At 62.0% G+C, this 21,611-nt stretch carries 17 protein-coding genes and 3 pseudogenes; 11 read left to right on the forward strand and 9 right to left on the reverse strand.

Annotation, left to right across the window (positions count from 1 at the left end):
- Together fdhD and ACFXS9_RS03350 are read left to right on the forward strand one after the other, a co-directional pair.
- Complete coding sequence (gene fdhD / locus ACFXS9_RS03345; RefSeq protein ID WP_392685156.1) at positions 1 to 837, forward strand: formate dehydrogenase accessory sulfurtransferase FdhD; 837 nt, start codon at positions 1 to 3, stop codon at positions 835 to 837.
- The gene (locus ACFXS9_RS03350; protein WP_392685159.1) at positions 827 to 1,039 is read left to right on the forward strand and encodes a formate dehydrogenase subunit delta; all 213 of its coding nucleotides are present in this window, start codon (positions 827 to 829) and stop codon (positions 1,037 to 1,039) included. Before fdhD ends, ACFXS9_RS03350 begins: the two co-directional genes overlap by 11 nt.
- Positions 1,040 to 1,047: 8 nt before the next feature.
- On the opposite strand, the pseudogene ACFXS9_RS03355 reads toward ACFXS9_RS03350, so the two are convergent.
- Positions 1,048 to 1,146: pseudogene (locus ACFXS9_RS03355) on the reverse strand (transposase); the annotation flags it as partial.
- Positions 1,147 to 1,343: 197 nt separating this feature from the next.
- On the opposite strand from ACFXS9_RS03355, the gene lpxD reads away from it, so the two are divergent.
- The 3 genes and pseudogenes from lpxD to ACFXS9_RS03370 all read left to right on the forward strand — a co-directional run.
- Positions 1,344 to 2,369: a UDP-3-O-(3-hydroxymyristoyl)glucosamine N-acyltransferase gene (gene lpxD, locus ACFXS9_RS03360; protein ID WP_392685162.1), complete on the forward strand. Its 1,026-nt coding sequence runs from the start codon at positions 1,344 to 1,346 to the stop codon at positions 2,367 to 2,369.
- 344 nt (positions 2,370 to 2,713) lie between these two features.
- Complete coding sequence (locus tag ACFXS9_RS03365; RefSeq protein ID WP_392685165.1) at positions 2,714 to 3,952, forward strand: class I SAM-dependent methyltransferase; 1,239 nt, start codon at positions 2,714 to 2,716, stop codon at positions 3,950 to 3,952.
- Between the two features lie 161 nt (positions 3,953 to 4,113).
- A pseudogene (locus ACFXS9_RS03370) lies at positions 4,114 to 5,670 on the forward strand (B12-binding domain-containing radical SAM protein); the annotation flags it as partial.
- A gap of 120 nt (positions 5,671 to 5,790) precedes the next feature.
- Here ACFXS9_RS03370 and ACFXS9_RS03375 read toward each other — a convergent pair.
- Positions 5,791 to 6,567: a DUF4394 domain-containing protein gene (locus tag ACFXS9_RS03375; RefSeq protein ID WP_392687229.1), complete on the reverse strand. Its 777-nt coding sequence runs from the start codon at positions 6,565 to 6,567 to the stop codon at positions 5,791 to 5,793.
- Positions 6,568 to 6,678: 111 nt separating this feature from the next.
- On the opposite strand from ACFXS9_RS03375, the gene ACFXS9_RS03380 reads away from it, so the two are divergent.
- The 3 genes from ACFXS9_RS03380 (at position 6,679) to ACFXS9_RS03390 (ending at position 8,873) form a co-directional block, all read left to right on the forward strand.
- Complete coding sequence (locus ACFXS9_RS03380; protein ID WP_392685168.1) at positions 6,679 to 7,299, forward strand: sigma-70 family RNA polymerase sigma factor; 621 nt, start codon at positions 6,679 to 6,681, stop codon at positions 7,297 to 7,299.
- Positions 7,296 to 8,048: an anti-sigma factor domain-containing protein gene (locus tag ACFXS9_RS03385; RefSeq protein WP_392685171.1), complete on the forward strand. Its 753-nt coding sequence runs from the start codon at positions 7,296 to 7,298 to the stop codon at positions 8,046 to 8,048. The genes ACFXS9_RS03380 and ACFXS9_RS03385 overlap by 4 nt, the downstream gene beginning before the upstream one ends.
- Positions 8,049 to 8,651: 603 nt before the next feature.
- Complete coding sequence (locus tag ACFXS9_RS03390) at positions 8,652 to 8,873, forward strand: hypothetical protein (protein WP_392685174.1); 222 nt, start codon at positions 8,652 to 8,654, stop codon at positions 8,871 to 8,873.
- 17 nt (positions 8,874 to 8,890) lie between these two features.
- Here ACFXS9_RS03390 and ACFXS9_RS03395 read toward each other — a convergent pair whose 3' ends face one another.
- The 3 genes from ACFXS9_RS03395 to ACFXS9_RS03405 all read right to left on the reverse strand — a co-directional run bounded on the left by ACFXS9_RS03395 (position 8,891) and on the right by ACFXS9_RS03405 (position 13,678).
- A complete protein-coding gene (locus ACFXS9_RS03395) occupies positions 8,891 to 9,100 on the reverse strand; it encodes a hypothetical protein (protein WP_392685176.1) in 210 nt (69 codons plus the stop codon).
- Between the two features lie 175 nt (positions 9,101 to 9,275).
- Positions 9,276 to 12,215: a bifunctional [glutamine synthetase] adenylyltransferase/[glutamine synthetase]-adenylyl-L-tyrosine phosphorylase gene (locus ACFXS9_RS03400; protein ID WP_392685179.1), complete on the reverse strand. Its 2,940-nt coding sequence runs from the start codon at positions 12,213 to 12,215 to the stop codon at positions 9,276 to 9,278.
- Positions 12,212 to 13,678: a sensor histidine kinase gene (locus tag ACFXS9_RS03405; RefSeq protein WP_392685183.1), complete on the reverse strand. Its 1,467-nt coding sequence runs from the start codon at positions 13,676 to 13,678 to the stop codon at positions 12,212 to 12,214. Before ACFXS9_RS03405 ends, ACFXS9_RS03400 begins: the two co-directional genes overlap by 4 nt.
- A gap of 546 nt (positions 13,679 to 14,224) precedes the next feature.
- Here ACFXS9_RS03405 and ACFXS9_RS03410 point away from each other — a divergent pair.
- Positions 14,225 to 14,506 (forward strand): hypothetical protein, encoded by a 282-nt coding sequence (locus tag ACFXS9_RS03410; protein WP_197427596.1) that lies wholly within the window; start codon positions 14,225 to 14,227, stop codon positions 14,504 to 14,506.
- 693 nt (positions 14,507 to 15,199) lie between these two features.
- On the opposite strand, the gene ACFXS9_RS03415 is transcribed toward ACFXS9_RS03410, so the two are convergent.
- Positions 15,200 to 15,850: an ISL3 family transposase gene (locus ACFXS9_RS03415; RefSeq protein WP_392687232.1), complete on the reverse strand. Its 651-nt coding sequence runs from the start codon at positions 15,848 to 15,850 to the stop codon at positions 15,200 to 15,202.
- Between the two features lie 270 nt (positions 15,851 to 16,120).
- Here ACFXS9_RS03415 and ACFXS9_RS03420 point away from each other — a divergent pair, with 270 nt between their 5' ends.
- A complete protein-coding gene (locus tag ACFXS9_RS03420; protein ID WP_392685187.1) occupies positions 16,121 to 17,491 on the forward strand; it encodes a transposase in 1,371 nt (456 codons plus the stop codon).
- On the opposite strand, the pseudogene ACFXS9_RS03425 reads toward ACFXS9_RS03420, so the two are convergent.
- The 3 genes and pseudogenes from ACFXS9_RS03425 to ACFXS9_RS03435 all read right to left on the reverse strand — a co-directional run.
- A pseudogene (locus ACFXS9_RS03425) lies at positions 17,447 to 17,566 on the reverse strand (hypothetical protein); the annotation flags it as partial. The gene ACFXS9_RS03420 and the pseudogene ACFXS9_RS03425 overlap by 45 nt on opposite strands.
- Positions 17,509 to 18,243 (reverse strand): hypothetical protein, encoded by a 735-nt coding sequence (locus tag ACFXS9_RS03430; protein WP_392685190.1) that lies wholly within the window; start codon positions 18,241 to 18,243, stop codon positions 17,509 to 17,511. The gene ACFXS9_RS03430 and the pseudogene ACFXS9_RS03425, both read right to left, overlap by 58 nt.
- A 252-nt stretch (positions 18,244 to 18,495) precedes the next feature.
- Positions 18,496 to 19,356, reverse strand: coding sequence for a recombinase family protein (locus tag ACFXS9_RS03435; protein ID WP_392685193.1), 861 nt, complete (start codon positions 19,354 to 19,356; stop codon positions 18,496 to 18,498).
- 798 nt (positions 19,357 to 20,154) lie between these two features.
- Here ACFXS9_RS03435 and ACFXS9_RS03440 point away from each other — a divergent pair.
- Complete coding sequence (locus ACFXS9_RS03440) at positions 20,155 to 21,486, forward strand: IS1182 family transposase (RefSeq protein WP_392685196.1); 1,332 nt, start codon at positions 20,155 to 20,157, stop codon at positions 21,484 to 21,486.
- Positions 21,487 to 21,611 lie beyond the last annotated feature (125 nt).

The following is a 21,611-nucleotide window of genomic DNA, read 5'->3' on the forward strand; positions in this document are numbered from 1 at the left end:
ATGCACGATCCGGTCTACACCGCCGATCGCCAGATCTGGCGCAACGGTCAACTCGGCAAAGGCGCGCGCCTGATCCCGGAGGAGACGGCCATCGCCCTCACCTACAATGGCGGCACCTATGCCGTCATGATGGGCACGCCGCAGGATTTGCAGGACTTTGCCATCGGCTTCAGCCTCAACGAAGGCATCGTGCAGTCGTCAGACGAGATCGAGACGCTCGACATCGTGGAACTCGATGACGGCATCGAAGTTCGGATGTGGCTGAAACCATCCAGCGCCGAGTTGGTCAACAAGCGGCGGCGGCATATCGCGGGCCCGACCGGTTGCGGCATTTGCGGCGTCGAGTCGATTGCGGAAGCCGTCCGCCCAGCCCCGATCGTGCCGGAGGGGCGTATCTTCTCGCCATCCGAGATCATGGCCGCCATGACGAGCATTACCCTATTGCAGCAGATCAACATCCAGACCCGCGCGGTGCATGCGGCGGCATTCTGGACGCCAGCGCACGGCCTCGTGGCGTTGCGGGAGGACGTCGGCCGCCACAACGCGCTCGACAAGCTCGCCGGCGTGCTGGCGCAGGCTGCCATTCCGGCCGCCGTCGGCATAGTGCTGCTGACCAGCCGCGTCTCAGTCGAGATGGTGCAGAAGACCGCCGCGATCGGCGCCCCGCTGATGGTCGCGGTGTCGGCACCGACCGCGCTTGCCGTTCGCCTCGCGGGTGCCGCCGGTATCACGCTCGCCGCCATCGCACGTGCGGATGGATTTGAGATCTTCACGCATCCACAGCGGATTGCGGTTGCACAACATACTGGCGTTGCCGGAGCCGCCCATGTCGCCTGACCGTTTGATCTACATGGCCAATCAGATCGGCAAATTCTTTCAGAGCCAGGGCCGCGACAGGGCCGTGCCAGGGATCGCCGATCACATCAAGAAGTTCTGGGACCCGCGGATGCGCAAGGCGATCTTCGCCCATCTGGACAATGGCGGGACCGGGCTCGATCCCAATGTCCGCGACGCGCTCGAGACGCTGAAAAAGGCGTAGGCAGCGACCCCATAGCTCTCTGGCAGATCGCGCCACGGTGCACGCGAACGCAGAAGCCAAAAGATGCCATTGAGCACGCGGCGGTCATTCACCCGCTGAACGCTGCGGCGGCTTACTCGATCATACGAGGCGGGCGCTGCCAGAGGTGGCAGGGGACGGCAGGCGAGCCGCCCCTGGGCGGCGCGCGCTTTGCGCCCTATAAGGGCGCCTGACGCCTTTGATCTGTGTCAACACGCCGATAGCTCTGTGGCACCAGTCAAAAAGGGTAACGTTAGCTGAACCGGTTCGCCAGCTGGGAACGCAGATGGTTGAAGCAACTTTGGGCAACGCAAGGTTCTTTCGCCGAAGTGGGCCATATTCGCTTGCAGTTGTTGCGAGTACGGCACGCGGGGTTGCGGATGAACTCGAACTGCTCCTCGAAGGTGTGGCCCCCTTGCAAACGGCTGGCTCGAATGAAGTGAGTTTTCTGGATAATCGACGTTATGCGTCGGCACTCGATCAGACATCGGCCGGTGCTGTGATTGTGCATCCTGATATGGCAGCGCGAGTGCCTGCTGGGACAGTGGCGATCCGGACCACCGAACCCTACGCGGCATGGGCCCGCGTTGCCGCACTCTTCTTTCCAGTGCCTCCAGTTTCTCCCGGCATCCATCCGTCCGCAATTGTCGCAGAGGGGGCGCGCGTCGATCCGTCTGCGGAGATTGGGCCGCTGTCCGTGATTGAGGCCGGAGCGGAGATAGGAACAGGCTGTCGGATCGGTCCTTGCGCGGTTATCGGCAGCGGCGTGATTGTCGGTTGGGATTGCCGGATTGGCGCACATGCGAGTCTAAGCCATGCGCTTCTGGGAGCACGTGTTTACGTCTACCCCGGCGCCCGGATCGGACAGGAAGGGTTTGGATTCGCCTCCACCACCGATGGATTTCTCTCTGTTCCCCAGCTTGGGCGAGCCATTCTTGAAGACGACGTCGAAGTGGGTGCGAATAGCACAATTGATCGAGGATCATCGCGAGACACGGTGATCGGCGCCGGCTCCCGTTTGGATAACCTCGTCCAGATCGGCCACAATGTTATCCTCGGCCGGTGTTGTGTCATCGTCGCACAGGTCGGTATTTCGGGTTCAACCGTGCTTGAAGATTTCGTTCGCGTCGGAGGGCAGGCGGCTATGGCCGGACATCTTCGGATCGGTCAAGGCGCGGAGATCGGGGCGCGGGCGGGCGTCATTTCGGATGTGGATGCGGGTGCGAAAGTGCTTGGCAGCCCTGCACAGCCAAAAAGAGACTTCTTCCGGCAAATTGCAACGCTCAAGAAGATGGCAAAGAGAGAAGGATAAGACCGCTCATATCGCAAGAGCGGTACATACCGATATCCGCTTGTGACCTCCGTTGTTAGCCCAAAAGCTCTCACGATCCAGCGCTTCAACCGCCGCCTTCACGATAGTCATTGACGGGAAAACATCGCATATCCAATGAAGCGCGTGAAATGACCGAGCCAGCTAGACGCGACCCGAGGTCCGTTGAGAGCCCACGTTGCGCAATAATGCGGTGTTTTCACACAACCTGGAACCGAAACGGACGGAGATTCCATGAGATCGTTCAGCCCTATTTCGTTTGGCGCCGTGTGACTTCTTCGAATACATTGCTAAAGAGACGTGCAGCGACCACGGAGGACGGCAACGTGCGTTTGTTGTCTAATCTGCTTCGACGCTTCGTCCGCCAGGGCATCCTGCGAGTCCGCGATGCCGAGGGGAAGGTCCATGTTTTCGGCGAACGCCTGCCCGGGCCCGACGTCGCCATCCACCTCCACGATCGCAGGCTCTACACCAAGCTGTTCATCAATCCAGAGCTATACGCCGCCGAAGCCTATATGGACGGCAGTCTGACGCTGGAGGACGGTGCCGCAATCCATGATTTTCTGCTGCTGTTCTCGGTCAACCGTGCCGGGCTTTATTCGTACGGCTCACAAAAGCTGATGCGGCGGGTGTGGCGCGGACTGCGCCGCTGGCAACAGGCCAATCCGATCGGGCTTGCCGCCGCTCATGCGCGCCACCACTACGACATCTCGACCGAGCTTTACCGCCTGTTCCTTGACGATCAGATGCAATATTCCTGCGCATATTTTCGAGACCCCGAACATGAAACGCTCGAACAGGCGCAGCGCAACAAGCTGATTCACGCCACCAGCAAGCTCCAATTAAAGCCCGGCATGACGGTCGCCGAGATTGGCTCCGGCTGGGGCGGCTTCGCCATTCATCTGGCGCGCGAAACAGGCGCCCACGTCACCGCGGTTAATGTTTCGCCCGAGCAGATCAGGGCAGCACGAGATCATGCCGAGGCCGCCGGCGTCTCCAATCGCGTCTCGTTTCGCGAGTTGGACTATCGCCAACTCACCGGCCAGTTCGACCGAGTGGTTTCGGTCGGCATGATGGAACATGTCGGCATCGGTCATTTTGATGAATATTTCCTGAAAATCCGCGAGCTCCTGGCGCCTGACGGCTATGCCTTCATCCATTGCATCGGCCGGATGTCGCAGCCCGGCACCACCGGCCCCTTCATCCGCAAATACATCTTTCCTGGCGCCTATGTGCCGGCGCTATCCGAGACCTTCGCTGCCACGGAGCGCTGCGGTCTGTGGTGCAACGACATAGAAGTGCTGCGATTACATTATTATTACACGGTGAAACACTGGCGCGAGCGCTTCGCCAAAAATAGAGCCCGGGCTGCTGCGATCTACGACGAGCGGTTCTGCCGGATGTGGGAATTCTATCTTGCTGCCGTCGAACTCGAATTCCTGCATGGCTCTCACATGGTGTTTCAAATTCTGCTGTCGACCAAACGTGATGCGGTGCCGATCACGCGCGACTTTATGATCGACTTCGAGCGGGCAGCCTGGGCGCGCGCGCAGACGGCCGGCTGAAGGACGACGCCGACTCGACATTCCACCGACCTTGCTGACACGCGTCGAGGTGATCGAATAGGTCGGCCGATCACTTCCTGCAATGGAACTTTTCGGAAGAACCGACCCCTTGAGTCCCGACAAACTGCGTGACACCCTCCCCCAAACCTACGGGGAGGCACATGACGATTCTCTGCCGTGTCCTAATGGTCTATCCGAAGTTCATTCCGAACTCGTTCTGGAACTATACGGAAGCCTGCGAACTGGTCGGCGCGAAGTATCCGGCCGCGCCACTCGGCCTGATCACGGTCGCCGCCATGCTGCCGAAGCATTGGGACATCCGTCTCGTCAACCGTAACACCGAACCTTTGACGGACGCGGACCTCGACTGGGCCGATCTCGTGATGATCGGCGGTATGCTCAACCAGCAGCCTGATTTCATCTACCTGATCGATCTCGCCCATCTGCACGGCAAGCCAGTATGCGTCGGTGGACCTGACGTGTCCTCCAGCCCGCATCTTTACGCGGACGCGGACTTCCAGGTGATCGGCGAGGCCGAGCAAGTCATCCAGCACTTCATCGCCGCCTGGGAAAGAGGCGAGCGCAAGGGCGTGTTCATCGCCGAGAAATTCAAGATCGACGTCACGCTAAGCCCGATGCCCCGCTACGATCTGATCAAGTTCGATCACTATCTCTTCATCGGCGTGCAATATTCGCGTGGCTGCCCATTCACCTGCGAGTTCTGCGATATTATCGAGCTATATGGTCGCGTGCCGCGCACCAAGACCAACGATCAGATTCTCACCGAGTTGCAAGCGCTCTACGATCACGGTTATCGCGGGCATGTCGATTTCGTCGACGACAATTTCATCGGCAACAAGAAAAACCTTCGCACGCTACTGCCGCGGCTCAAAGCCTGGCTGCAAGAGCACGACTATCCGTTCGAGTTCTCGACCGAAGCCTCGATCAACATCGCGGACGACGACGATCTGTTGCAGGCGATGAAGGACGCAAACTTCTTTGCTATTTTTGTCGGCATCGAGAGCCCGGATCCAGAGGCGCTCGTGCAGATGAAGAAGAAGCAGAACACCAGGCGCAACATCGCCGAGTGCGTCCACAAGATTTACGGCTACGGCATGTTCATCACCGCCGGCTTCATCGTCGGGTTCGATACCGAGAAAGTTTCGATGGGACAGGCGATGATCGACTTCATCGAGGAGACGAACATTCCAGTCTGCATGGTTGGACTACTCTATGCGCTGCCTGGCACACAGCTGACGCGACGGCTGGCCAAGGAAGGCCGCCTGCACAACGGCCATGACCTCATGAATGTCGAGCAGGCGGGCGACCAATGTACGCTCGGATGCAATTTCGACACCAAGCGTCCGCTTCGTGACATCCTTGTGGATTACAAGGCAGTGCTCGAGCACGTTTTTTGCCCGACGGCATACGCGGGACGGCTGTCACGGCTTGCCGTCATGCTCGACCGCTCCGACCGCCGCCGCGACCTGCCAGATGGCGACATGCGCAAGAGGCTTGGCGGCATCGACAGCTTACACAAGATCATGCGGACACTACCGGAGGTTCGCGAGCCGTTCTGGAAGACCTTCGTCGAAGTCGCTAAGACCAATCCAGGCGCGCTGCGTTACATTGTGATGCTGATGGCGCTGTACCTGCACCTCGGGCCGTTCTCGAAGCGCGTGATCAGTGAGATTGACCGCCGCATTGCCGAGTTGGACGGTATGCATCCGGTCAGGGCCCCTCCAAGAGCGAGCTTCGCTCGTCTCGCCCCCGCAAGAGCGGGGCGAGGGAGAAGTGAGCTTCGCGCCAACCTACGTTCATCGTCCTTCAAGAATCTCCTACATTCCCATGATCGCGATATCCTGCACCGTGCCGCTGACGCCGGCGATCTTTGCAGCCTCGGTCGCCTTTCCGGTCGCGAGGTCGATGCTGTAGAGCGTGCCGCCCGCCATCAGCCAGGCTTCGTTCTTGCCGTTACCGTCGGACCAGATGTCAAACGCGACGGTATCCGCCTTGATCCCGAGCTTGCCAATCGCGCCGAGCACGCCGTCATTCGGCGGTGCCTGCTTGATCAATCCGCCGATGGTGCCGTCGATGTTGAACAATGCCGTCTCCTTTGCGCCCTTCACCGAATTGATATAGGCGCCGGCGACGATATTCGGCTTTTCGCCCTTGTGCATGTCACTATCGGCAAACTTGTGATCGCCGTCCTTGGTCACCTTGCCGTCATCGACATTCGCCCGCAGGTTCATTCCGTCCGCGCCCATCACGCGCAGGCGATCCGCCACCGGGTTGAAATCGACCGTCGCGGCTACGCCCTTGGCGAGCATGGTGTCAAGTTTGGATTTCGTCGTGGCCTTGCCGTCCATCGCAATGGTCACAATGGTGCCATCGTCGACCAGTCCATAGAGCATGCCGTCAGCCGGACGTACGTCGATGCCGACCAGCGCACCGGAAATGCCGGTAACCTTGACCGACCCGGTCGCCTTCTTCTGCGCGGTATCGACCATCGCAATGGTGTCGCCGCCCATCAGGGCTGCGACCTGCGCGGCGTTGGCGGCTGCGGATGACAGCAATAGTGCGGCCGAAGCGGCGAAAATCGAACGATAATTCATTGGTGAGCTCCCTGTGTTGCTATGATCCTCTCGGGACCAACACAGCGGGTACCGGCGGCGCGGCGAAACGGATGCAGCACACTGAAAATTATTTTCGGCACATGCATCCAAATGCCGCATCTCAAGGTAGAACAACTATGCAAGGGCATAGACATGACTGGAAATGGCACCAGCACCGCCAACCTGCAGGCTCCTGCCCTGTTCGATGGGGAGCGCGAGGCGCTGCTTGCCGCGGCCCTGGCGCGCTGCGCGGCCGGCGACCGCACCGCGTTGCGCGTGATCTACGACAGCGAGGCGCCGCGCATGGTCGGCATCGCGCGCCGCATCCTGTTTCGGCAGGACCTAGCGGAAGAGGCGGTGCACGACGCCTTTATCCGGATCTGGCGCGGCGCGGCCGGCTTCGATCCGCGCCGCGGCAGCGCGCGGGGCTGGCTCTATGCGGTGGTGCGCAACCGTGCCCTCAGTATTCATCGCGATGAGCACCGCTACGAAGCATCAGATGAAAGCGTCGCGGATGTCGACTGCGAGGCCACTCTGTCACGGATGCCGGAGACCAGCGCGCTGCGCCGGTGTCTCGAGCAGATCGACCGCCCCCGTCGCGACGTCGTGGTGCTCGCCTATGTTCACGGTATGAGCCACGGCGAATTGGCGGGACGGCTCAAGGTTCCGCTCGGCACGGTCAAGAGCTGGGTACGGCGTAGCCTCTTTGCGTTGCAGGAGTGCATGGGATGAACCCGCACGACGCCGATAACGCCATGGCCGCCGATTACGTGATGGGCCTCCTTGACGGTGCAGAGCACGCCGCCGCCGAACGACGCATCGCGACCGACCGATCGTTTGCTCAGGCTGTCAGCGCGTGGCGGGAACGGCTTGCGGACCTCGATCTCAGTGCCGAGGAAACTCCACCGAGCCCGGCGCTTTGGCAGCGCATCGTGGATGCAACCAGAATCGCGCCGATCGACGCCCTGCCCTCCGCACGCGCCGCGCTGCGCGGCGCCACACTGTGGGACAACATCCGGTTCTGGCGCGGCCTCGGTATCGGCGGCGCCTTCGCCGCACTGTTTTTTGCGACAATCATGATCGGTGCGTTGGCGACGTCGCGCCAGCTTCGTCATGACATGATCGCGCTCGCCCAGCGCAAGCCGATTTACGTCGCCGTGCTGGTGAACGACACGACCAAAGAGGCCGGCGCCATCGTCAACGCCTTTTCGAACGGCCGGGTCGAGTTGATACCGTTGCGGCCGATCGAGGTTCCTCCCGGCCGAACGCTGCAGGTTTGGACCTTGTGGGATCGCGCGATCGGCCCGAAGTCGATCGGCCTCACCGGTCAGTCGCGCACGCTGCAGCTCAACCTGGAGTCGCTGCCGGAAACCGCGCAGGATCAACTGTTCGAGATCACGCTGGAGCCGGAAGGCGGCTCACCCATCGGACGACCAACCGGCCCAATCCTGTTCAAGGGCAACGCGGCACGGGCCTTGTAGCCGCCCTAGAGGGAAAGTGGCTGGCCGTCCGGTTTCAGCACCAGCCCTTTTTCCAGTGACCGGGCGGGCAGCCACGGCCGCGCCAACCGACTTTTCGGCCGCGGCTCCAACCAAACGGACGGTAACCGTGGCCGCGGCCCCAACCATGCCCGCGGCCGTGCCCGCCCTTTACTTCGATCAGATCTCCCTTGACCAGAGAGTCGTGGATCAACGGGTAGCCGCGGGGCATCGCCGTTGCCGGGGACATGAAAGCGATTGGTAGTGTGAGTGCGATGCCAAATAGTAGTTTGCGCATGGGCCGTCCCGCTCCAGGGTGAAGATGCCGATCTCAAGCAGGAAAAAGCGGCAACAGTTCCACGCGAATGAGGCGGACTTCCGGAAGCCGCCATTGCCGCACCGTTCCCCATCAAAAATCAGGAAGGGCCGTCGATCGGCAGGGCGCCATTTTCACCCGCAACCAAAAAGGTTGGGAACGATAACCATCGTCAGACGTTGCAGGAGTGAGCAGGTAGTTCAGGAAGGAGAAATCCACCAGAATTATCAGCTCAAAAGCCCCGTCAGTTATCTTAGATAGCTGGCGGGGTTTTGATTGGGGAGAGGCTCGTGCCCTACGCGCTGTTCGCCGACGAAAGGCAGATCGGCCCTGGCCTGCCGACGGAGGCAGAGGTCTGGAAGCAAGCCCTCGACTATTCCCTGATTTCCGATCCTCCCGCTGCCGAGAAAGCAGGCGGACCGGTTCTGCCGGCCCGCTATCACGTGAAGGAAATCAGGGAAGAGTATTGCGCGCCGGATCCGGCTTGGAGGCTTCCGGACGAAATTTCCTAGCGCCGCTTTGCCTGCGCCTACGCAGATCCCTGTTGTGCCTGCTTGACGAAGGTCAGACCGCTCACGGTCAGTCGTTCCTCGCTGGTTTCGCCTTCGGCCACTAGCCCTTCAAGATAGGTTTCGAGTTCCGGGAGCTTGCGGTCGAATTCGGCACCCAAGCCCATCAGCTCACACATTTTTCTGATGCGCCCGATGGGTTTGTCGAAGATGTCGATTTCGGTATGCATACCAGCGCCTCCCGATCCCGGGACAATTCGGAACGGCCGTGGGTGTTCCGCCCGCCGGAACAAATGAGTGCCAGGACCGACCGCCGTCGCCCCGCAGTCGCAATTGCACCGCAAGGGCAGCGATAACAGCGGAGCTTTTGCGCAGAGATGGACGGGGCCAGTCTCGGACAACCCTCTAACCACCGCCGCCGACAAGCGCCTGAAACACCCGCCTTACCTCGCCTTGCGTCTCGCGCAGGCGCGCTTCCAGCGTCGAGAAATCCGGCGTGTCGCCGGCGCGCGCCATGACGCGCAAGAGGCTCTCTCCCGAATTCTCCGGCTTGAATTTGCCGGTGACGCAAAGCCTGAGGATCTGCGTCAGGTCGTGATAGAGCCGCGCCGCCGAACGCAAAATCTCGGCGTCGGATGGCGGCAGCACGCCGAGGCGTGCGGCGTTGTCAAGCACTTGCAGCGTGGAAACGCTGAGGATCTCGGGCTTTTCCGAGGCGTGAACGAGCTGCAGATACTGCGCGATGAAATCGATGTCGACCAGGCCGCCGGCGGCCTGCTTGAGGTTCCAGATGTCGTCCTCGCCCTTCTCCAGCGCAATCGCCCGGCGCATGTCCGCGACGTCGCCGGCGGTCGAGGCCGCATCGCGCGGCCGCGTCAGCACGCTGCGGATTGCGTCCTCGATCTCCTTCCGAAACGCCGGTGAAGCCGAGATCACGCGCGCCCGCGTCAGCGCCATGTGCTCCCAGGTCCAGGCTTCGCGTTCCTGATAATCGGAAAAGGAATCGATCCGCGACGCCAGCGGCCCGGCGCGGCCCGACGGCCGCAGCCGCATATCGACGTCATAGAGTACGCCGTAATTGGTCCGCGTCGTAAACGCCGAGATCAGCCGCTGGGTCAGCCGCGTAAAATATTGCGCGCCGTGCAGCGATCGTTCGCCGTCGGAATCGGGATTGTCCGTGTCGAAATCATACAACAGGATCAGGTCGAGATCGGAAGATGCCGTCATCTCGCGGCTGCCGAGCCGGCCCATCGCGAGGATCGCGGTCTCCTGTCCCTTGATGCGGCCGTACTGGGTCGCGAACTGGTCTCTCACCAGCCCGTGCACGGTATGTACAATGCCCTCGGCGACGTCGGCAAAGGCGACGCCGGCGTGCTGGGCGGAAACCGTGCCGGACAGGATCCGCGTGCCGATCAAAAACAGGCTCTCCTGCCCGAACAGCCGCAGGCGATCGAGGAAATCTTCGTAAGAGTCCGCGTCCTTCAGCGTCGCCGCCAGCCGCGCCGACAATTCCTTCCGGTCCGGCATCGCGCCGAAGAACCGGGGATCGATCAAGCCGTCCATGATCTGCGGCTGGCGCGCCAGCATGTCGCCGAGCCGCGGCGCGGCGCCGAGGATCAAGGCCACCAGCGCGACTAGGTCGCGGTTCTGGCTCAACAGTGAAATCAGCCGGCCGCCGCGCTGCAATGCGCCGAGAAAGCGATCGAACGTGGTCACGGCGTCGTCGGGGTCTTCGGCATGCGCGAGACCGTGGATCAGGCCGGGCACGAATTCGACGAAGGCTGCCTTGGTCGCCTCGTTGCGGAGCGCGCGATAGTTGCCCTGCATCCAGTGCTGCAGGGTGCCAGCCACCGCGACCGGCTTCTTGAAGCCGAGCATCGTCAGGTGATCGAGCAGACGCGCATCCTCGGGCCCGCCGGCATAATTGAGCTGTGGCAGCTTCACCGTGCCGGTCGGATCGCCCTCGAACAGCTTGCCGTAATGTCCCTGCACGACGTTGAGATGGCCGAGCAAGTCCTTCGCAAAGGCCGGCCGGCTCTCGTAGCCGAAGAAGTTTGCAAAGCGCTCCACGGCCTCGGCATCCTCGGGCAGTGCATGGGTCTGCTCATCCGAGATCATCTGCAGCCGGTGCTCGACGCGGCGCAGGAACTCATAGGCCGCGGTCAACTCGTCGTGCGCCTGAAAGCTGATCCAGTTGCTGGTCGCCAGCACCTGCAACGCATGCAGCGTGGGACGCACCCGCAGTTGCGGATGGCGGCCGCCGGCAATGAGCTGTTGCGTCTGCGCGAAAAACTCGATCTCGCGGATGCCGCCGCGGCCGACCTTGACGTTATGACCTTCGACCGCGATCTCGCTCTGGCCGCGATAGGTCTGCATCTGCCGCTTCATGTCGTGGACGTCGGCGAGCGCGGCAAAATCCAGATGCTTGCGCCAGACGAACGGCGACAGTTCCGCGATCAGCGCCTCGCCGGCTTTGGCGTCGCCGGCGCAAACGCGCGCCTTGATCATCGCGGCGCGTTCCCAGGTCCGCCCTTCCCGCTCGTAATAGTGCAGCGCCGCCTCGGTCGAGATCGCCACCTGCGTCGAGGCCGGATCGGGTCGCAGGCGCAGATCGACGCGGAACACGTAACCCTCGCCGGAGCGTTGCTGCAGCAGGCGGGCGAGCGCCTGTGTCACCCGCACGAAGAACGGCGCCGGCTCGATGTCTGCGACCAGCGAGGTGCGGGCGGGATCGAAAAACACGATCAGGTCGATGTCGCTGGAGTAGTTCAATTCGCCCGCGCCCATCTTGCCCATCGCGAGCACGATCAATCCGCTGTCCTCCTCCGGCCGGTCATGATTGAGCGCGGTCATGCGGCCGCGCGTGACCTCCTGACGTAGCAGGAAGCGCAGGGCCGTCTGCACGGACACGGTTGCAAGATCGGTCAGCGCCGCGGTCACCCGCATCACCGGCCAGACCCCGCCGATATCGCACAGCGCGATCAACAACGCGGCCTCCGCCTTCATGCGGCGAAGCAGATGCATCACGTCGGCCTCGCCCGCGGCAGCGAGTACGTCGCGCGTGCCTTTTTCGATCAGCGAGGTGAGATATGGTTCCGGGTCGCATGCCAGCAAACGCAGCAGCCGAGCGGCGTCAGCCCGGATCAGGTCGAACAGGTATGGCGAGAACTCGGCGATGCCAAGCAGGATGGTCCTGGCTAGCGGGTGATCCAGCCACGCCTTGATCTCAGCCGATTGCTCCGGCTCCAGTTCGGCGAGCCAGTCTCCCAGGCGTTGTTCGGCGTTACTGCTGGCTGCGACATGCGGCCCGCTGACGAACCGCGCGGCCAAGGCGGAGGAATTCATGCCACCTTCTGTGGCACATCCTGCGTTTGAGCCGCAAGCCTGTTGCCCGCGGCAGATAGCGCCGGGACGACCAGCGTCGCGGTCAGGCCGGGACGGGAATCGCCGAGCCTGAGTTCGCCGCCATGCAAGGTCGCCACCGCGGACGCCAGGCTGAGCCCGAGGCCGGAACCCGGCAGCGTGCGGCTCGCCTCAAGCCGCACGAATCGCTCGACCGCGTGCTTGCGATCGCCTTCGGGAATGCCCGGTCCATGATCGGTGACGCTGAGCAGCACGTGGTCGCCTTCGCGCCGCGCCTCGATCAGGATCTCCCGGGTGCGCGCCGCGGCGACAGGGTCCAGCGGCTGCACCACCGGCGACGGCTTGCCGTACTTGATGGCGTTCTCGACCAGATTGGCAAGTGCCTGGCTGATCAGTTCGCGGTTGCCATGCAGCCGCGCAGTTGCGGCCTTGACGCGAAGCGTCATACCGTCGTCCTCGGCCAGTGGCTCATACAATTCGTGGATTCCCCTGGCGACGTCGGCCGCGTCGAAATCATCCATGTTGCCGCGCGCCTGCCCGGACTCGGCGCGCGCGATCATCAACAGCGCGTTGAAAGTGCAGATCAGACCGTCGGATTCCTCGATGGTCCGCTCCAGCGCTGCGCGGTATTCGGCCTCGCTGCCCGAACTCGCCAGCGCCTCCTCGGCACGGTTGCGCAAGCGCGTTAACGGCGTCTTGAGGTCATGGGCGATGTTGTCGGAGACTTCCTTCAGCCCCATCATCAGGGCCTCGATGCGCTCCAGCATGGCATTGAGGTTTTCCGCGAGACGGTCGAGCTCGTCGCCGGAGCGCCCGACTGGCAGCCGCCCCGAGAGGTCGCCCGCCATGATGCGCCTTGTGGTGCCGGTCATGGCATCGATCCGCTGCAGCACCCGCCGCGCCACGAAGATGCCACCGCCGATGCCGAGCACGATGACGACCAGCAGCGACCATTGCGCGGCGTTGGCGACGATGCCGAACAGCCGGCGGCGCTCCTCCAGGTCGCGGCCGACCAAGAGACGAAAACCGTTGGTGAGTTCGGTGACGCGCACCAGCGCGCGGTGATGCGCCGTGTCCTGCTCGTCGAGCCGGCGATAGGCGGTCTCGGACCAGCCGGTCGAGGCCATCACGCCCGGCGCCAGCGCGCCGACATTGCCGCCGATCGCTTTCCCTTCAGGCGTGGTGACGAGATAGAGATTGGCGCCCGGCCGCAGCGCCCGGTTCTCAAGCGTCGGGACGAGTATGCGCAAGCCGCGGCGCGTATAGATGTCGACGAGCTCGCCGGTTTCGGCGGTCACCGTGGCGGTGATCTGCTCGTTGATCAACCGTCGCGTATTCCAGGCGAAATAGCCGAGCAGCGACGCCGCAAACAGCGCAAACAAAAACAGATAGACCAGCGTCAGCCGAAACGCCGTCGTGCGGACCAGTTTACCGAAGGCCGTCACGGATCACAACTTCCATCCCATTGAAAACACTCACGTTCGTTAGGTATCGGGCAGTTTAACAGGCGTTATCAACGGTCAAAAGCACGGTTTCATTAGAGATTCGTAAGGATCCGGGCGGGACGTGGTAAATTTGCAACTAGGAGCTGGTTCTTGAGCGACCGAATCGATATTCCACACGAGGCATTTGCTCCCAAGCCCGTTTTCCCGGAGCGGCCCGGGCCCGTCATCGTCAAGGAAATCCGGGAATGGATCAAAACCGAACCACCCCGGATGTGGCGCGGACATCCCATCCGCGTCCCGACAAGACCGAGACAGAGCAAATCCGCTACATAGCTGAGTTTGTGCTGCCGAATAAACATAAGGCGTGCCCGATCTGCCGGCCGAGAAGCGGGAGGTACGAGGGCGCCGACACTCTAACTTGTCCGATGGGCACGACACGGTCTATGGCAAGCGACGACGTCGTCAACGGTCATGAAGCGAGTAGTTACAGGTGGCTGTTTAGCGGCGCAGGCATGACATCATCTATCGGGCGCCGGCACTGACACCTTGAATGGCGGCAGCGGTAACGACCATCAGTACGCAGGAACTGGTGCCCAGTCGCTCCGTGGCGGTGCAGGTGATCACTTCCTCACCAATGCGACCTCGGCGCAAAGTACGCTTTCGGGTGGCCCTAATGGCGATGTTCTGGATCGTGGTGCTGGAGACGACAAATTCTGGCTCCTGCTGGTACGGCGGGCACAACTTCGGCGCTGCAGCGCGGAAGCGGAGACGATTCTCGGAAATGACACGATCATTGGCGGCAGAGGGCAACGATACTGCGGGATTTGAGGATCGCTCATTCCATGACGTTGCCGGAATCGACCGCGATGCGGAGACGTCCACTTAAACGCTGCATTTCACCGACCACCAGACGATATTTGTCACCGGATTTGAATTGACCGACCAGATTATGGCGGTCCTTTGCTTTTGTGATCTGGGACGCGATTTGTCGGCCTCATCGTAAAGTGATGGTGGAACAAACCTGTCTTTGTAGTGATCTCAACAGCGCCACATACTCCTGATCGCGATTATTGGTCTTGTCCAAAACATCCGGAGCTGTCTGGCGAATTGCCCGAACGCGGAGTAAGCAAGGCTGGAAAAAGGCGCACTTTGACATCGATCCGGAAGTCAACCTCTTGCGTTTTATGCCCCGCCAACGCATCTACTGCAGTGCGGTGGCGCCATGCGCTATCGCTGCCCTCTTGGGCGTTTCCTCCCTAGACTTGGGCCGCTTGTTCGTTCAAGCGGCCTTTTTTCTTGGTCGCCGTTGTGGCGGCTTCCTGAATGTCGGGCAACCTTGCTGGCGTAGGCGACAGATTTCATCCCAGCGTTCGCGTCGCGCAGGCCTTTCGATCCGCCCGCAACTGTGCAAGGCCGGGCGGCGGCGCGGAACTGCCGGTCTTCGCTCGTTGCGCGGACGCCATGATTTGCACGGCGGCGGCTACGTTGTGACGATGGCGGCCGACCGCGTGGCGCAGGGCCTCACCCAGACTGTTGAGCAGGTGCCAGGTGCCAGCGGTCCGCCACCTGCACCGCGTCGGGGACGCCGCAGCGTGCGCCATCAGCATAAAGTCCCGCACGATCGCGGGCGACGACCTTGATCTCCGGCCAGCGCTTCAGCCAGCGCGCAACACTGCCGGCGTTACGATCGGGAAGCAGATCGAGCACGCAATTGCGCTCCAGATCGCAGATGATCGTTCCATATCGCTGGCCACGACGCCAAGCCCAATCGTCGATGCCGACGACGGTCGGGGCAACGAAATCCGGCAAGGGAGCCGAGTGAATCATTCGGAGCAACGTGTCGCCGCTGACCGGCATGGCCAGTTTGCGCGACAGGCGAGAGCCGGGCTCATCGCCGACCGCAAAGCCGATCGCCAGCTGGCTCTCGCCGAGGCGGGTTGTGCGTCTTGCTTTCGGCCGCACCGTTGCCGGTAGCCGCTCAGTGAATATCCGACGCGGGCATTGCGGATTCGCGCATCGAAAGCGTCGCGCCTGAAGCCGGATTTCGACAACCCGATCCTGCCAGGGCAGATCGGCTAAGCGTCGCTCGTAATGGCTGTGGACGCGACCCGTCTGGCCGCCGCAACAGGGGCAGAGCGAGGCCGCTGACTTCGGCCGAGCCACGAGCACCACCCTGTCGGTCTGGGGAAGGATCTGGACAATCGAAAGCTCGGGGGAAACCTGTGAGCGGAAGGCATGGAGCAAGGCAGATCACGGACGTCGACTGCGATTCCGACCTTATGCCCTTATTCGCACTGTTCGTGAATCCAGCACCCTGCACCAAATGTGCGGAAGAACCCAATCTGGATGGGAAGCCGCATTGCGTCGCCTGAAATGTTCCTGAATGCTGGGCCGTTGCCTCACGTAATTTGCTCCCCAGTGAGATGGGGCTGGGGGGCGATAATGAGGCAACTGAGCATGGCGACTCGAAGAGAGCTGACGGCCGCTGTGGGGCAGCGCTACAGAGAGGCGAGCCGCGCGGAGAAGGCGCGAATTCTCGACGAGTTTGTGGTGGTGACGGGCTTCCATCGAAAGCATGCGATGCGCCTGCTCCGAGGCGATATGGGGAAATCCCCGGTTCGGCGCACCCGTCGGCGGATTTACGAGGAAGCTGAACGAAATGCGCTGGTAGTTCTTTGGGAGGCATCGGACCGGATTTGCGGCAAGAGACTGAAAGCGCTGCTGCCGCTCCTGATCGAGTCGATGGAACGGAACGGCCACATGGGCCTGGCGCCTGAAATCCGCGCGAAGCTGCTGGCGGTGAGCGCGTCGACGATCGATCGGGCGCTGGGGAAGATCCGACAGGAGGGTGCACGCCAGCGGCGCCGGCCGGTGGCGAGCGCATTGCGACGGAGCATCCCGGTACGGACGTCCGCCGACTGGAAGGATCCGGCGCCGGGCTTTGTCGAAGCCGATCTGGTCGCCCACAGCGGGCCCTCGGCGCGCGGCAGTTTTATCCAGACGCTGGTGCTCACGGATATTGCGACCGGTTGGACGGAGTGTGCGCCGTTGCTGGTGCGCGAGCAAACGCTCCTGAGCACCGTGTTGACAGAACTTCGCCGACAGCTGCCGTTCTCGTTGCAGGAAATCGATACCGACAATGATACCGTGTTCATAAACGAAACGCTGAAAGCGTATTGTGAGCAGGCGAACATTGTGTTCACGCGTTGCCGACCCTACCGCAAGAACGACCAGGCGTTTGTCGAACAGAAGAACGGCGCCGTGGTCCGACGGATGGCTGGTTATCGGCGGTTTGAAGGGCTCGAGGCGGCCGCATTGCTCGCAGCCGGGCTATGGGCGATCGAAGCCGACATCCGTGGCCAGGATCCCGCAACTCGGGTGAAAGCACGCCAGGAAAAGTCTGCCACCATCGTCGAAACGCTCTTCGATCTGTGGGAGAAGGAACTGCCTCGCCTGTCCGGCAAATCCAAGCTCGCTGAGGCGATCCGGTATGCCACATCCAGGCGCACCACTCTCGAGCGCTTCCTGAGCGACGGTCGCATCGAGCTCGACTCCAAAACCGTCGAGCGCGCGATCCGGCCACAAGCGATGCGCGAGTCATTATGCACTCCCTCGTCAAGTGTCTGTAAACATTGGAAGCGTGCCCGCGTCGACAACGCGACACGGGCGACCTTTCCGGGCCACCGCCGTTTTGACCGGCTCAGATGCCAGGTCGTCGGCACGGATTTGATGCGGTGCGCCGGGAACAACCTGCAGAGCCGGAAGGACACCGGCTTTGATAAGGCGCCGTATCGCGTGGTTTGTGACGCCTAAAACCTTTGCCGCTTCGGTCATGGTGAGCCATTCGCCATCTTTTTCCGCGGATCGATAGGCATGGATTCCACGCACGCGTCGAACGGAAGCGACGCGGTGCGCCGTCCAGGTCTTGCCTTGACCGGTGGGCAAGCCAATTCGGTTAAGCGACGCGGCGATATGTTCGTCAGACCAGCGGCCGGCCATGCTGCGCATGACCGCCAAAGCGTCTTCGGTCGTTGCGCAACCATGTTCACCAGTTCGTGGCTTGTGGACAGCTCGGAGTGCTGGCCACCACGCCAATGGATCGTGAGCACGACATCGCGCGCATCATCATCGACATCGACGACGATCTCGGTGATCAATGTCCGCAGCAGTTGCTGGCGGGCACGCATCGTAACACCTGGCGCATTCCACGCCGCCGATAGATTGTCCGCCAGATTGGTGAAGGCGCTCGGATCGACCTTGACGTCTGATGGCCTTTCAGCGGGCTGGCGTGTCTCCAGATACCGGACACGCCGGAGCGCGGCCTCCCAGTTCTTCTCCAACTGCGCGGCAATGAGACGATTGTCAGGATCGCAGGCGGCGTAGCGACGCTCGGCCAGGCTTGCCTCTGCCTGCTGCAGTTCCATGTCCAGGATGCGTTGCTGGTCTTCCTGTTGTTCCCGGTGCATCCGCTCCGCCTCGAACGCGGCTTCGATCGCCATTGGCTCCACCGCCTGCAACAACTCCCGGGCGATCGCGGCATCGACGCGCGGGCCGCCGAAGGTCATGCACCGGGGGCAGACCCATCATAAGGTTTGGCTTGTCGCAGCGATATACCGGTCGGCGCCGCGGATTGCCAGTGTAGGCAACGCTCAGCCGCCGCCCGCATCGCCCGCAGGTCATCATCCCCCGACAGGAGTGCCCTGCCACCCGGCCGGACTTTGCGCCTCCGGCACGACCGTAATTATTGAGGGCGAGTTGCTTCTGGTTGCGCTCATATTCGGCCCAGCCGATATAGCCTTCGTGATGATCTTTGATCATCACCTCCCATGTCCCGATCGGCTTGCCATGCCCGTAGCTCCGCCGTGCCCTCCCTTCGACGATGGCGGTGCGTTTCTCGCTTTTCCCGTACACGTAAACCCTGCGTAAAACGGATTCTTGAGAACCGCGATGACGTTGCGGTAGCGGATCGCCACCCAGTCGAAGCTGGTCATGCGACCTTCGTTAGAGGGCCGCGGGAAGTGGATCTGATCCGCTTTCATCGAGAGCAACACCTGGCGCGCGCTGCCGAGCTTGCGGAAGCGGCTGAAGATGGGTCGGATCACTTCCTGGAGACGTAGATCGGGATCGAGACCAAGCCCCGCTTCACGGTGCCAAATGTAGCCGAACGGAACCGATAACCGCAGCTCGCCCCGGCTGGCCTTGGACCGGGCGGCATCCAGCATTCTCGCGCGCAGCACGCCGAGCTCGAACTCGCTGATACTGCCTTTCATGCCAAGGAGCAGGCGATCATTTGGCCGACACGGATTGTAGACGCCGTCGAGATCGATGACGCGGGCTTCGACAAGCCCACATAGTTCGAGCAGGTGATGCCAATCGCGACCGTTTCGCGCGAGCCTCGACGCATCGAAGCATAGAACGGCGCCGACCTTGCCGGCGCACAGCCATGCGACCAAGCGGTCGAAGCCGGGGCGTGCCACCGTCCCGCTTGCCGAGCGGCCGACATCATCATCGATGATTTCAACATCGACGAAACCCCGTTGGCGGGCGACATCGACCAGATCATATTGGCGCCGCTTGCTCTCCAGGTTGGTCATAACCTGGGATTGCGTCGACTGGCGCACATGCACGACAGCCTTCCTCTTGAGAACGACCGCCGGAATCACCTCAGCGCTGGTCATCTTCAAGCTCCTCGACGCTGAGGCCGGCCGCCTGCATGAGGATTTGAGCCAGCACCGAGATGATCTTGTTCCGCTCGGCGGAGGCCACCCCTTCCAGCCGGCTGTTGTCGAATAAGAAGTTGATCTAACGGCTCGGCGCCGCCGCCGGCAATCTGAGAGACTTCATTGCCTTCCTCCCGAACGATTGCGATATCGTTCCGGGAGTGTGCGGGGTTGGCCGTACCAATCAATAGCCGCTCCAACTCGACGAGTGCGGCCAGATCGACGCGCGGTGCGCCGATTGTCATTCCGGCGCAAATCACAGGATCGAGCATCCAACCAGCGATCGATACCACGATGCCTGCCGGCCCTTGTACGCTAAGAAATTGGCCGGTCGCTCGCTGCTCGATGCGACGCACCAAGACCTTGCGACCGAAATATGGATGATACCGGTAGTGGACTTCCAATTCATGCCGGACATGGGCAGAATGAACGGGCAACAACGCGGTCCGGGAGCTCGTGCCACGCTGTGCGTGTCGGAAGCACATACAAAACGCATGACGACCCGCCGGTCGTCCACCCGCGCGACCGCGTGACTTGTCGGCAGCACGGTCATGATCAAAGCCCGTTCTCCGCGGCTTCGGGTGCGCATCATGTCACCCTCAAATCTGTGCGGATTGAATCACTGCTCGCGACCTGTCCGGATTTATTTCGGAGTACAGAAGCTGACGAGGCTGCAGGGTTTGCGGAATGTGCCGCTAGGAGCCTGTCTGAGTAGTGACTGGTCAAGAGGGTGCGAGTCTGATTCCTTGCGCAGCCATGAGCAAGGAATTTCGCCCCTGGAAGATCGACGAGGTCCAGCTTCTGCCGCCGAGCGTGCAGGACTATGTGCCGCAGGACCACGTTTCGCGGTTGATCGTGTCGCTGGTCAAGGAAAGCCTTGATCTATCGGCGATCCTAGGCAGCTACCGGAGCGGGCTGGGTCAGCCGCCGTTTAATCCGCGGATGATGACGGCGCTGCTTCTACACGGCTATGCGAGCGGCATCTACTCGTCGCGGCGGATCGCCAGGGCGGCGGTGGAGCGGGCGGATTTCATGATGATCGTGGCCGGCGATGCGCCGGACTTCCGCACGATCTCGGAGTTCCGGCGGCGGCATCTTAAGGCGCTGGCCGACCTGTTCGTGCAGGTGTTGAAGCTGGCCGAGAAGGCCGGGTTGGTGAAGCTCGGGCACGTTGCGCTCGACGGCACCAAGATCAAGGCGAACGCGTCCAAGCACAAGGCGATGAGCTACGATCGGATGAAGAAGCGGGAAGCGGAGCTTGAAGCGGAGGTCGATCGCTGGCTCAAGGCCGCCGAGGCCGCCGATGCGCAGGAGGATAAGCTCTACGGCGACAAGCGCGGCGACGAGATGCCCGATTGGGTGGCCGACAAGCAGAAGCGGCTTGAGAAGATACGTGAGGCCAAGGCCGCGCTGGAGGCCGAAGCCAAGGCCGCAGCCGAGGTGGAACGCAAGGCGCGGGCCGAGGAGCGTCGCGTCGCCGAAGGCGGCAAGAAGAGCGGCAAGACGCCGACGAAAACGGAGCCCGACGGCAAGGCACAACGCAATTTCACCGACCCGGAAAGCCGCATCCTGAAGACCAAGGACGGTTACATCCAGGGCTACAACGCCCAGGCCGCGGTCGATGGTGCCCATCAGATCATCGTGGCGCAGACGCTGACCAGTTCCTCGAGCGATCAGGCGCAACTGGCGCCGTTGCTCGACGGGATCAGGGCTAATCTGGGGACCAATCCCGACGAAGTGTCGGCCGACGCCGGCTACTGCTCCGCCGCTAATCTTCGCACGCTCAAACGGCGGCGCATTGAGGGCTACATCGCCACCGGAAGGCAGAAGCACGGCACCAAGTCCGCCACCGCGGAAAAGCCTTCAAGAGCCGGCTCGCTGATCGCCAAGATGAGCACCAAGCTCAAGCGCGCCGGCTACCGAAGTCGCTACCGCTTGCGTAAGCAGATCGTCGAACCCGTGTTCGGACAGATCAAACAGGCAAGAGGGTTCAGGCAATTCCTGCTGCGCGGCATCGACAAAGTGAAGCCCGAATGGGCCCTGATTTGCACCGCTCACAACCTCGTCAAGCTGGCGAGGGCCGCATGAGCCGCTATCATTCGGATAAAACTGGCTTCCCGATGCTAACTGGACAGGCTCCTAGGAAGAGCGGCTGTATCGCTGCGACGAGGCGCTCATGAGCCATTACGATCTCGATGCGCGAAGCGTCCCAG

Source organism: Bradyrhizobium sp. RDI18 (genome assembly GCF_043203335.1).
Taxonomy (GTDB): domain Bacteria; phylum Pseudomonadota; class Alphaproteobacteria; order Rhizobiales; family Xanthobacteraceae; genus Bradyrhizobium; species Bradyrhizobium retamae.